At 35.9% G+C, this 13,577-nt stretch carries 9 protein-coding genes; all 9 read left to right on the top strand.

Translation table 11 applies throughout. The annotated features are described in order from the left end of the window. Nucleotides 1-7: 7 nt before the first annotated feature. The 9 genes from EL165_RS26595 to EL165_RS23065 all read left to right on the top strand — a co-directional run bounded on the left by EL165_RS26595 (nt 8) and on the right by EL165_RS23065 (nt 13,547). Nucleotides 8-301, top strand: coding sequence for a DUF6660 family protein (locus tag EL165_RS26595; protein ID WP_002981223.1), 294 nt, complete (start codon nt 8-10; stop codon nt 299-301). Nucleotides 302-457: 156 nt separating this feature from the next. After that, nucleotides 458-4,822, top strand: a complete 4,365-nt coding sequence (locus EL165_RS23030; protein ID WP_027374942.1) for a CusA/CzcA family heavy metal efflux RND transporter — start codon at nt 458-460, stop codon at nt 4,820-4,822. A gap of 71 nt (nt 4,823-4,893) precedes the next feature. Next, nucleotides 4,894-6,213, top strand: coding sequence for an efflux RND transporter periplasmic adaptor subunit (locus EL165_RS23035; protein WP_002981220.1), 1,320 nt, complete (start codon nt 4,894-4,896; stop codon nt 6,211-6,213). A 60-nt stretch (nt 6,214-6,273) separates the two neighbouring features. Further along, nucleotides 6,274-7,014: a methyltransferase family protein gene (locus tag EL165_RS23040; RefSeq protein WP_034689560.1), complete on the top strand. Its 741-nt coding sequence runs from the start codon at nt 6,274-6,276 to the stop codon at nt 7,012-7,014. A 31-nt stretch (nt 7,015-7,045) separates the two neighbouring features. Further along, on the top strand, nt 7,046-7,924 hold the full coding sequence (locus tag EL165_RS23045; RefSeq protein WP_002981215.1) for a bestrophin family protein: 879 nt from the start codon (nt 7,046-7,048) through the stop codon (nt 7,922-7,924). 28 nt (nt 7,925-7,952) lie between these two features. Beyond that, on the top strand, nt 7,953-8,846 hold the full coding sequence (locus tag EL165_RS23050; RefSeq protein ID WP_002981213.1) for a cation diffusion facilitator family transporter: 894 nt from the start codon (nt 7,953-7,955) through the stop codon (nt 8,844-8,846). An 802-nt stretch (nt 8,847-9,648) separates the two neighbouring features. Beyond that, nucleotides 9,649-10,986: an LTA synthase family protein gene (locus EL165_RS23055; RefSeq protein ID WP_232529149.1), complete on the top strand. Its 1,338-nt coding sequence runs from the start codon at nt 9,649-9,651 to the stop codon at nt 10,984-10,986. Between the two features lies 1 nt (nt 10,987). Further along, complete coding sequence (locus EL165_RS23060) at nt 10,988-11,464, top strand: MgtC/SapB family protein (protein ID WP_002981210.1); 477 nt, start codon at nt 10,988-10,990, stop codon at nt 11,462-11,464. A 43-nt stretch (nt 11,465-11,507) separates the two neighbouring features. Beyond that, the gene (locus EL165_RS23065) at nt 11,508-13,547 is read left to right on the top strand and encodes a heavy metal translocating P-type ATPase (RefSeq protein WP_002981207.1); all 2,040 of its coding nucleotides are present in this window, start codon (nt 11,508-11,510) and stop codon (nt 13,545-13,547) included. Nucleotides 13,548-13,577: the final 30 nt, after the last annotated feature.

Genomic DNA, 13,577 nt, shown 5'->3' on the forward strand with positions numbered 1-13,577 from the left:
TTATTTCATGGTGCTTGCCGTAGTGCCTTGTAATGATATCCATGCGCAGTCTCCAAATAATTCTAAAGATTCTTACAGTACTATCAGCAATTCTGAAGATTCTCATTCTAAAGACAAAGGAGATATTTGTTCTCCATTATGTACTTGTAACTGTTGTCAGATAACAGTAGCTTCTTTTAAAAGTGAACCTCTTCCACTTCAAAAAAAGGTCACTGAATATTTTTCAAAAAAGATTCATTTTCAGAAAAATGACTTTGCGTATTTGGTATACGACCAAATTTGGCAACCCCCCAAGATTTAGTTTTTATTGATTCAATGAAAGGTGCGTGTCTTTCATCAATTTGTCATGGATACTTTGCAATATGATTGCATTGTAATCCTGTTCATCTTTGTATTTCGTTTTAGGTTCATCACAATTGATGAACACATTTCGAATTTCAATAAAAACTTAAATTCAATGTTAGATAATATCATAAGATTTAGCATCAAAAATAAAATCATCATAGGCTTGATGACTTTGATGTTAGTCATTTGGGGTGCTTGGAGCGCCACAAAATTACCTATTGATGCCGTACCGGACATCACCAACAATCAGGTACAGATTATTACAGTTTGCCCGACGCTTGCAGGACAGGAAGTGGAGCAACTCGTTACTTTTCCAATCGAGCAAAGTATTGCCAATGTCCCAAATATTGAAGAAACAAGAAGTATTTCAAGGTTTGGGCTATCAGTTATTACCGTTGTTTTCAAAGAAGATGTAGACGTTTATTTTGCCCGTCAGTTAATCAGCGAACAATTAAAAAGAGCTGCCGAAGAAATTCCGAAAGGTGTGGGAACACCTGAAATGGCTCCTGTAAGTACAGGTTTGGGCGAAGTCTATCAATATATTCTTCACCCTAAAAAAGGCAGTGAGAAAAAATACAGCAGTAAGGAGCTAAGAACAATGCAGGACTGGATTGTCCGCAGACAGCTTAACGGAACTCCTGGTGTTGCGGAAATTAACAGCTTTGGAGGAGAGTTGAAACAGTATGAAGTTGCAGTAAATCCAAACCGTCTAAAAGCAATGGGAGTAAGTATTACAGATATATTTACTGCTTTAGAGAAAAACAATCAAAACACCGGAGGTGCTTATATTGATAAAAAGCCGAATGCCTATTTTATTCGTGGAATCGGAATCGTTACTTCGATTGAAGATGTAAAAAATATAGCTGTCAAAAATGAAACGGGTAGTGTTCCGATTTTCATTAAAGATGTAGCCAATGTTGGCTTAGGCCACGCAGTCCGTTATGGAGCTTTGACTTATAATGGCGAAGTAGATGCAGTGGGAGGTGTAATTATGATGCTGAAAGGCGCCAATAGTAATGAAGTCGTTCAAAGAGTTAAAGAAAAAATTCCTACCATTCAGAAATCGCTTCCGGCAGATGTTGTGATTGAGCCATTTTTGGACAGAACAGATCTGGTAGGAAGAGCAATCAGTACTGTAGAAAAAAACCTGATTGAAGGAGCATTGATCGTAATCTTTGTCTTGGTTATTTTCCTTGGAAATTTAAGAGCTGGTTTGATTGTAGCTTCAGCAATTCCCCTTTCATTGCTATTTGCTTTAGGAATGATGAATGTTTTTGGGGTAAGCGCCAACCTGATGAGTTTAGGAGCTATTGATTTTGGTTTGATTGTAGATGGTGCAGTGATTATTGTCGAAGCCACCCTTCATCATCTTGGAATGAGAAAAAGTATGAAGGTAATGACTCAAAATGAAATGGATGAAGAGGTTTTCCTTTCTGCGTCAAAGATTAGAAGCAGTGCTGCATTCGGAGAGATCATTATTTTAATCGTTTATATTCCGATTCTAACTTTAGTGGGTGTTGAAGGTAAAATGTTCACACCAATGGCTAAGACAGTAGGGTTTGCAATTCTAGGAGCTTTGATTTTGTCACTGACTTACATTCCTATGATGAGTGCCTTGATCTTATCAAAAAAACCTTCTCATAAAGAGACTTTCTCAGATAAGATGATGAACAGACTCCAAAAAATCTATCAGCCTCTTTTGGAAAAAGCTTTGAAAATTAAATATTGGCTGGTGGGAGTAACAGTTGCCATATTTGCCGTTGCAGTTCTGATTTTTGGTAGAATGGGAGGAGAATTTATTCCTCAATTACAGGAAGGAGATTTTGCTTTTCACTGTATTTTACCACAGGGAAGTTCTTTAAGTCAAAGTATAGAAACTTCAATGCAGGCTTCAAGAATTATCAAGCAATTCGATGAGGTAAAAATGGTTGTCGGAAAAACAGGAGCTGCAGAAGTCCCTACTGATCCTATGCCGCCGGAAGCCACGGATATGATTGTCGTACTAAAACCACAGGATGAATGGAAAACCAAGAAATCCTATGAACAATTAGCCGACGAAATTTCTGAAAAACTGGAAACCATTCCAGGAGTTTTCTTTGAAAAAAACCAGCCGATCCAAATGCGTTTTAATGAACTAATGACCGGTATCAGACAGGACGTTGCGGTGAAGATATTTGGTGAGAATTTAGATTCATTGGCAATTTATGCAGATAAAACAGCAAAAGTTATTCAATTGGTTCAGGGAGCAACTTCCCCACAAATAGAACGTGTTAGTGGGCTACCGCAGATTAATGTGGAATATGACAGAACAAGAATGGCCAATTATGGACTGAATATTCAGGATGTTAACAGTGCTGTAAGTACTGCATTTGCAGGACAGGCAGCAGGGCAGGTTTTCGAAAATGAAAGAAGATTCGATCTTGTTGTCCGTTTAGACAGTCTGAACAGAACTAATATCGATGATGTAAATAACCTGATGATCTCCACCAATTCCGGAGTGCAGGTTCCTCTTTCACAGGTGGCAAATGTCAGTTATAAATTAGGTCCCGCACAAATCAGTCGTGAGGCAGGAAAAAGAAGAATTGTTATCGGTTTCAATGTCAAAGGCAGAGATGTTGAAAGCGTTGTGGAAGATATTCAGAAAAAGCTGGATCAACAGGTTAAACTTCCGTCGGGATATTATTTCACCTATGGTGGTCAGTTTGAAAATCTAAAGGCGGCGAGCGCAAGGTTGATGATTGCTGTTCCTGTGTCGTTGCTACTGATCTTTATGCTTTTATATTTTACATTTCACTCTTTTAAACAGGCTGCGCTAATTTTTACAGCCATTCCAATGAGTGCTATTGGTGGTGTTTTCGCTTTAATATTAAGAGATATGCCATTCAGTATCAGTGCAGGAATTGGATTTATTGCTTTATTTGGAGTTGCGGTTTTGAACGGAATTGTTTTGATAGGCACTTTCAACCAACTGGAAAAAGAAGGCGAAACCGATATTCTAAAGCGCGTATTGGTAGGTGCCAAAACGAGGTTGAGACCCGTTTTGATGACAGCGACGGTGGCTTCATTAGGATTTTTGCCAATGGCAATTTCTACGGGAGCAGGAGCAGAAGTTCAGAAACCACTGGCAACAGTTGTTATTGGAGGTTTGGTAACAGCTACATTCCTGACATTATTTGTATTGCCTATGCTTTATATTATTTTTAATACAAAAATCAACATAAAGAAAATAGGTAATAAATCAGTTGCAACACTTGTGATATTAGGATTCTTATTTTTAGGTCAGACTTTTAAAGCACAGCAGGGTAATCCGTTGAGTCTTGAGGAGGCTACCAAGATGGCGCTAACCAACAATAACCTGATGAAGTCAAAAGATCTGGATATTAAGGCCACGGAAGCATTATTGCCTACCGCCAAAGAACTTCCTAAAATGAATGCAGATATGCAATTGGGACAGTATAACTCGAAAAAGTTTGATCAAATGTTTTCCATTTCTCAGACAATTCCATTTCCCAGCTTATTTAAAGCCAAAAAAGACCTTATTAACGAGCAGGTGAAAGGTAAACAAATAAGTAAAGAGGTGTCTGCAAATGAACTCGCTAAACAGGTTAGAACATATTATTATCAGATTGAGTACTTGCAGTACAATCAGACAAAACTTCAAAACCTGGACAGCTTATATACCGATTTTATTAGAATTGCAACAGTTAGGTTTAAAGCGGGAGATGTTAAAAAAATTGAAATTAATACCGCTGAAACGCAGAAAGGAGAAATTAATCTGTTACTCAAACAAAATTGGGTGTATTTGATTAATGCTTACAAAAACCTAAAGGCACTTTTAAATACTTCTGAGGATTTTACCATATTATATGATGAGAATTATCATCCTCTGAAAGCGGATTATGTTCTGGACAGTACTGTTGTTGCAAGACATCCTACGGTAAGGGCTTTTTATCAGGATATGGAGATTGCTGAGAAAAACAAAAAGGTTGAAAAGTCCCTAGGTTTACCGGATTTCACAATAGGTTATACAAATCAGTCACTGATTGGTTTTCAGACTGTAAATGGAATGGATCAATATTTTAACGGTGGAAACAGATTTCATTCTGCAACAATTGGAGTTTCTATTCCATTAACTTTTGGTGCAACCAAGGCGAGAATTCGTTCACTGGATTATCAAAAGCAAATGGCGGAGTCCAATGCGAAGTTTCAGCAAAAACAATTGGAAGCACAGCTTGAAAATGCTTTGAACCAATATCAGCAAAATATAAAACAGTATGATTACTATGTCAATCTGGCTATTCCAAATGCTGAGAAGATTACAAAAGCAGGGCAGTTGGGATATAAAACAGGGGAAATATCATATGTGGAATATCTTTTTGCTTTGCAGACTTCTACCAATATTCAGTTGAAATATCTGCAATCCATTCAGCAGGTCAATGAATCTGTCATTATCATTAATTCAATAATCAATCAATAAAATGAAATGCCTGTAATGCTATTAATTAATCAGTATTACAGGTACTTCATCTGACAAATAAATTTATAAAGATGAAAATCAAATATAGTATTGTATCTCTAGCTTTAATTTCACTTTTTGCTGTTAGTTGCGGAAAGAAAGATACAGCGGAAGCAACAACAGAAAAACCCAAAACAGAACAAGCTGAAGAGGGTGCTCACGAAGAAGGACCGAAAACTATTGCTGAACTTACAGAAGAACAAATGAAATCTGTAGGAGTCTTACTGGGACAAGTTGAAATGAAAGACCTAACGTCAACCATAAAAGCCAACGGATTGTTGAGGGTTCCTAATGATAAAAAAGCTACAGTGACCTCTTTATATGGAGGTGTTATTAAGACCATTAATTTTCAGATTGGTGATTATGTAAGAAAAGGGCAGGTGTTGGCAAGCATCAGTAATCCAGAATACATTCAGCTGCAGGAGCAATATTTAACCGTAAACAGTCGAATATCTTTTGCAGAGCAGGAATTCAGAAGGCAGAAAGAGCTATTTGACAATGATGCAGGAGCCAAAAAGAATCTACAGAGTTCTGATGCCGAACTGAAGAGTCTGAGAACACAAAGAGCATCTTTACAGAGACAACTTCAGCTGATGGGAATAAGCCCAGGAAAGGTTAATAACAGGAATCTACGTTCAGGATTGGTCATTACTGCTCCTATAAGTGGTATTATAAGTAATATCAATGCGCAGATAGGAAGTTATGTGGATGTTTCGTCTCCAGTTTTGGAAATGATTGATAACAGTTCGATTCATTTGGATCTTCAAGTTTTCGAAAGAGACCTTCCTAAAATGAAAGTAGGTCAAAATGTACAGTTTAAGCTGACCAATAACCCTGAAATGCTTTATAATGCAAAAGTTTATAGTATTGGTTCTTCTTTTGAAAATGAAAGCAAGACCATTTCTGTTCATGCCAATGTTACAGGAAATAAAGTGGGGTTGATCGACGGAATGAATATCACAGGTGTAATTAATCTTGAGAGTGCGACAACGCCTGCAGTTCCCGATGAGGCAATTGTAGAGGCTGACGGTAAGTTCTATGTATTTGTACAGACAGACAAAAAAGCTGAGGAGCATGAAGCTCTAGAGAAGGCAGATGATGATCATGGACATGGACATGATGAAGGAGAAGCTGAACACGGTCACAAAAATGAACAGGAAGCTGGAAATCACGCGAAAGAACAGGGGAAGAAAATGAATTTTGAAAAAGTTGAAGTGGCGAAAGGTTCATCAGAAATGGGCTATACCGCTATTACTCCTGTTACTGAAATTCCAAAAGATGCAAAGATTGTCGTTAAAGGAGCTTTCTTCGTGAATGCTAAACTATCGAACGCTGGAGATCATGGGCATTAGTAAACTCAAAGAGTGAAATTAACCTTAAGGTGTTTCACTCTTATTTAAAAATTAATGATTATGGCCTTAAAACAAGAACTTGAAAAACAAGGTAACTGGCTGTTCAGATACAGAAGTTTTTTACCGCTTATCATTCTTTTCATTGGTTTAGCAGTTTTTATTGAGACCAACTGGAACAGAAGTAGCTCTGAATGTAATGTTTATTATGAATTGTTTTGCCTCCTTATAAGTATTTTCGGATTAAGCATAAGAATTTACACAGTTGGTTTTACTCCAAAAAATACATCAGGCAGAAACACAAAAGCGGGTCAGGTGGCTGATGAATTAAATACAACAGGAATTTACAGTATTGTCAGAAATCCACTGTATCTCGGAAATTTCTTTATGTGGCTTGGTGTAGCTCTGTTTACTGAAAACATATGGTTTATAGTTTCATTCATCCTTTTTTATTGGATCTATTATGAAAGAATCATATTTGCTGAGGAGCAGTTTCTTGAAAGAAAATTTGGGGATTATTATATCAGGTGGACTGAAAGAGTACCTCCGTTTATACCTAATTTTTCATTGTTCAAAAGTAATCAGCTGAGGTTCAGTATCAGAAAAGTTTTGCTTAAAGAAAAAAACGGACTTTTTGCCATCTTTCTGATTTTTACTGTATTTGATCTTACGGCAGAAGTTATGAATAACCACCTTCATTTCAATAATGTTTTTATTACAGGTTGCATAGTGACTATGCTGTTATATGTGGTCTTGAAAATAATAAAAAGAAATAAAGGGTTTTCCCTCGAAATTAAAAGGTAGAAAACATATAAATATTAAATACAAAAAAACTATGTTACTCAACAAAAGAATTTCAATAGGATATTTTGTCCGTCAGATTAAGTACCAGATCATATTGATTGTATTTTTTGCTTTTCTTATAGGTTTTTTGGATGATATATCTTTATTTAAAAAAATATCTATTCCATTAAGCATCCCCGCTTTGCTGGGAACGGCAGTGTCATTACTTCTGGCATTCAGAACAGCACAGTCATATGAAAGATGGTGGGAGGCAAGAACCGTATGGGGAGCTATAGTCAATGACTCAAGATCTTTTATAAGATTAGTAAGACAGTTTGTTCCTGAACTACCTGAGGAGAGCAGGGTATTTACAGAAAGACAGATCGTGTGGGTGTATGCATTAGGTGAAGCGTTGAGAAAACAGGTATTTTCAGATAAAGTGAAGAATTATCTGCAGTCCCATAATATTACAGGAACAAATATTCCTAATGCAATTTTGGATAAGCATTCTGAACATATTAGAAAAATTGCTGCAGAAGGTCGTATTTCAGATTTTAAAGAAGTTCAGTTAAATGAGGTTCTTATGAGATTATGTGACAGCATGGGAAAATGCGAGCGTTTGAAAAATACAGTATTTCCAAGAGCTTACAGTATCCTGCTTCATACATTGATTTATGTTTTTGCTTTTTTACTGCCTTTTGGTTTGGAAGATTCTCAGTTGACTGTTGAAATAGCGACTACTATCATTGTCCCTATTATATTTATTACGATAGAGAAAACAGCTATTATCATGCAGGATCCTTTTGAGAATACTCCTGTTGATACGCCAATGACAGCTTTGGCTCACACGATTGAAATTAACCTTCTTCAAATGATTGGTGAGAAAAATATTCCCGCTAAAAGACAGAATGATTCCTATTTTGAAATGTAGTTTAAATACATGATAACATCTTGAAATTATGAATAATGATAATAAAAATCTTTCAGCCTCATCAAAGCACAAAAAGAATCTATTGATTGTACTTTGCTTAAGTGGTACATATATGATTGCAGAAGTAATAGGAGGTATTACAACAAAGAGTCTTGCGTTGTTAGCTGATGCAGCGCACATGTTGACAGATGTGGTAGGGCTATTTTTAGCATTCGTTGCTATCAAGATAGGTGAAAGAAAAGCAACTTCTCAGAAAACTTTTGGTTACTATAGAACAGAGATATTGGCTGCCGTTATTAATGCAGTTGTTTTATTAGGTATTTCTCTATATGTTTTGTTTGAAGCATATCAGAGATTTAGTAGTCCTCCAGAGGTACAAAGTACTCCTATGTTGATTGTAGCTGGGATTGGTTTAGTGGTAAATATCATTGGGATCATAATTATCCGTAAAGATTCTTCTGAGAGTCTAAATATGAAGGGCGCTTATTTTGAAGTTCTTTCAGATGGATTAACATCAATAGGAGTAATGATTGCAGGAATAATAATGTTAACAACAGGTTGGTATTATGCTGATCCATTAATTTCTGCTGCAATAGGTCTTTTAATATTTCCAAGGACTTGGAAACTTTTGAAAGAGGCTATAAATGTCCTCTTAGAAGGTACACCAAAAGATGTCAACATAGAAGATTTACGGAAATCTCTTGAATCCATAAATGGAGTCAAAAAATTACATGACCTGCATGTTTGGTCTCTTACTTCAGGTGTAAATGCAATGAGTTCACATGTCATTGCTGACCGTAGTGAGGATATGAATATTCTACTAAAAACACTTACAGAAATAGCTACTACTGATTTTAAAATTTCTCATACTACTTTTCAAATTGAAACAGAAGGACACAAAGAAAGCGAAGCACATCTTTAAAGATTTAAAATACTAATAATCAAAAATACTGGAATATGGAAAACAGATTTGATGTAATAATTGTTGGCTCTGACCTACGGATTATGAATCACTTCGGGAAGCTTGCTTGGCGGTTCATGGGATCGCTATCCACATTTAACTTTAAAATAAATCTATTCTCGGTATGAAACCTAAAAGTCTTTTTAAGAGCAGCTATGCATTGCTTACCAGATTTTTTCTATTATTTATCATAATGTCTTTTTTACTAAGGCTGGGATTTGTATTGTCCTCATTTCAAAAGGCTGAGTTTTCTGCAGTATCTTTTATTAGAGTATTTTTATTAGGACTTATATATGACATAGGGGTAGGTTTGTTTTTCATATTTCCATATAGCCTTTATTTGTTGATTTTGCCCCAACGATTGGTAGATTCTAGATTAAATAAAATCATTACCTACTTTTCTTTTTCTCTTGGTATATTGATTCTGTTTTTTTCCTTTTTTGCTGAAATAACTTTTTGGCAGGAATTTGAAAGCCGGTTTAATTTTATCGCTGTAGACTATCTTATTTACACTTACGAAGTAATTAATAATATCAATGAATCTTATCCCCTGCCCATATTAATTGCAGTGATGATTATTCTCACATTTTTTGTAATTTTTTTCTGTATCCGAAAAAAATATTTTTTTGATACTTTCAAAGGCACTACCATATTTTTGTCAAGGCTGAAAATAACGGTTGGAATTTTTGCAGCAACTCTTGTTTATGCTTTCTTAGTCGAAAACAATTTTGCGGATTTGAGTACCAACCGCTATCAAAATGAATTGTCAAAATCAGGAATCTATTCATTCTTTTCTGCTTATAATAATAATGAAATCAATTACGATCATTTTTATCAACTTATGGATAATAAGGATGCTTTTAAGATTATTAAAAATGATTTGAAAGACAGCAGTTCAATATTTCTGCAGAACAGTTTCTCAATCGAAAGAAAAATTAAACCTACCACAGCAACTATACAAAGACCTAATGTAATTATGATTACAATGGAAAGTTTCAGTGCAGATTTCATGAAAACTTTTGGAAATAATCAGGATATAACTCCGGTATTGGATTCGCTTGCAAAAGAAAGTGTTTTATTTACAAATATGTATGCTACAGGTACGAGGACGGTTCGAGGAATGGAAGCTCTCTCTCTCGCAATACCACCTACACCAGGTAATAGTATCGTCAGACGAAAAAATAATGACCAGCTGACAACAATAGGGTCAATTTTCAGTGAGCAGGGTTATGATACAAGTTTTTTTTACGGAGGGGACGGATATTTTGATAATATGAACAAGTATTTTGGGAATAACGGATATAACATTATTGATAGAAACAGAAATGCATTTGCAAGGGAAAACTATCTTGCGCCAAGAACTTCAATCGATGATAGAAATATTACTTTCGAAAACGCATGGGGGATATGTGACGAGGATCTTTACAATGAGGTAATCAGAAAATCAGATCAGCAATATAAAAGTGGCAAACCCTTCTACGACTTTGTTATGACTACGTCAAATCACCGACCGTTCACCTATCCGGATGGTAAAATTGATATTCCCTCTGGTTCAGGAAGAGAAGGAGCAGTTAAATATACAGATTATGCAATAGGAGCATTTCTGAAAAAGATAAAAAATAAGCCATGGTATAAAAATACTGTTATTGTTATTGTTGCAGACCACTGTGCTAGCAGCGCCGGGAAAAATGAAATTGATATATCAAAATACCACATTCCCGCGATGATTGTAAATCTTCAGGACAAGCAGTCTTTGAAAATCGATAAAATGTGTTCTCAAATTGATTTGTATCCTACTTTATTTAACTTTTTAGGATGGAAATATACAAGCAATCTGTATGGGAAAAATGTAATTAGCGACAACTATATTCCCAGAATATTTGTGGGAACTTACCAAAAACTTGCCTATATGGAGAATGATGATCTCGTCATCCTTTCACCCCAACAAAAAGTTGAGACTTTTAAATATATACAAGGAAAAAACGATCAGATTGCTGTATTACCTAAGCCGGAAATAATAAGAAGGGCAATTGCCAATTATCAAACAGCCTATTACCTTTATAAAAATAATGGTTTGAAGCAGAATAAAAAAAATAATTGATATGAATATGGATCTCCGCTTTGAGTTAATTATTGCAGCTAAACTCTTTTTGTCAATAGTATTAGGTTGTATTATAGGTTTTGAGAGGGAAACATCCCATAAAGATGCGGGAATCAGAACTTTTGGTGCAATTACCTTGGCTTCGTGTCTGTTTGTTGCAATTGCATCTCACCTTACAGATGATAAATCTGCTATTGCACGAATGCTCGCTGCGATAGCAACGGGACTCGGCTTTATCGGCGCAGGTTTGAGCTTTAAGGATAAAAGCAACAGTCTTATGGGGCTGACAACATCATCTGCCTTATGGGCTACGGCGGCAGTCGGCTCTGCAGTTGCTCTCAATATGTATGTACTGGCTATATTTTCTACCGTTTTAATTTACATATTATTATCTCTTAATAAATTCACATGGTTTAGAAAGATAATAAAAAGTAATATTTCAAACAAAAGTAAGCATGATGAAGGAAACGACGTTTAGCTTACTTTAAGATTTAAAAATGTAAACATTTAATCAAAATATTATGGAACACATTCACAAGTATGACGCAGAGGGCAAACAGCTATGCTGCTCTGCACAAGAGGAAAAGATTGATAAAAAGGCTGATAATCTCCTGGAAAAATCGAAACATACAGCGAACGACGGGCATGATCATGATCATAACGATGAAGACGGGCACGACCACGGAAGCACGGATAAGACTATTTTTCAAATGTTTTTACCATCAGTAATATCACTGGTGCTTCTATTAACGGGAATAGTATTTGATAATTACGTGAAAATTGAATGGTTTAATGGATGGATTAGGACAATATGGTATGTGGCTGCTTATGCTCCTGTTGGCCTTCCTGTTATAAAAGAAGCTATTGAAAGTATCGTAAAAGGTGATGTCTTTTCGGAATTTTTACTGATGACCATTGCTACTGTCGGCGCATTTATTATCGCAGAATATCCTGAAGGTGTTGCTGTAATGTTGTTCTATGCTGTAGGAGAGACCTTTCAAACTCTCGCAGTTACAAGGGCTAAGAGTAATATTAAAGCTTTACTTGACCAGCGCCCAGATGAGGTTACAATTTTGGAGAATAATATTCCTAAAACTATAAAAGCTGCACAAGCTAAAATAGGAGAGATTATTCAATTGAAACCTGGTGAAAAATTAGCGTTGGACGGTGAATTGCTAAGTGATTCGGCATCCTTTAACACCGCTGCTTTAACAGGCGAAAGTAAACCAGATACGAAAAGCAAAGGGGAGTCAGTTTTAGCAGGAATGATCAATCTGACGAGCGTCGCACAAGTAAAAATCACTACTGCTTACGAAGATAGTAAATTAAGTAAGATTTTGGAATTGGTACAGAATGCCACATCACAAAAAGCACCTACAGAACTTTTTATCAGAAAATTTGCTCGTATATATACACCTATAGTCGTCTTATTGGCAATTTTAATCTGCGTTGTACCATATTTCATTGTTGATGATTATGTATTTAGAGATTGGTTGTATCGTGCGCTGGTATTTTTAGTGATCTCATGCCCTTGTGCATTGGTAATATCGATTCCTTTAGGATATTTCGGAGGGATTGGTGCCGCAAGCAGAAATGGGATTTTATTTAAAGGAAGTAATTTTCTCGATAAAATTGCTGAGATACAAAACGTTGTAATGGACAAAACCGGAACAATGACTGAAGGTGTTTTTAAAGTTCAGGAAGTTAAAATTCTGCCAGGTTTTGACCAGGACGAAATTCTTAAGCTGGTAAATGCACTGGAGAGTAAGTCAACGCATCCTGTCGCAACCGCTATTCATGAGTATGTTGGAGAAATTGATAGTTCTATCAATCTTGAGAATACGGAAGAAATTGCAGGTCACGGTCTTATAGCGACTGTGAACGGAAAAGATTTGTTGGTAGGTAATTTTAAGCTAATGGATAAATTCAATATTAAATATGATATTGACCCTTCCACAATTGTTTATACTATCATCGCAATAGCATATGAAGGAAAATTTGCTGGCCTTATTACTATTGCAGACAGCATAAAAGAAGATGCAGGGATTACAATCAAAAAACTTCATAATCTTAATGTTAAGGTGACCATGCTCAGTGGGGATAAGAGTAGTGTGGTTAAATATGTTGCGCATAAGATAGGAATTGATAATGCTTTTGGAGATTTACTTCCGGAAGACAAAGTCAATAAAGTTAAAGAGATTAAAGCAAGAAAAGAGAGCGTTGCATTTGTTGGTGACGGGGTAAATGATGCACCAGTGGTTGCATTGAGTGACGTAGGAATTGCTATGGGTGGATTAGGAAGTGATGCGACTATTGAAACAGCCGATGTCGTAATTCAGGATGATAAACCGTCAAAAATTCCTATTGCAATTAATATTGGCAAACAGACAAAAAAGATAGTTTGGCAGAATATCATCCTAGCATTTGTAGTGAAAGCAATTGTACTTGTTCTGGGAGCCGGAGGGCTGGCAACGATGTGGGAAGCTGTTTTTGCTGATGTAGGAGTTTCACTTATTGCTATTCTGAATGCCGTAAGAATTCAGAAAATGAAATTTGAATAATTACTTTTCAGATTTTTTTAAATACTGTAA

It is taken from the genome of Chryseobacterium gleum (assembly GCF_900636535.1).
Lineage (GTDB): Bacteria > Bacteroidota > Bacteroidia > Flavobacteriales > Weeksellaceae > Chryseobacterium > Chryseobacterium gleum.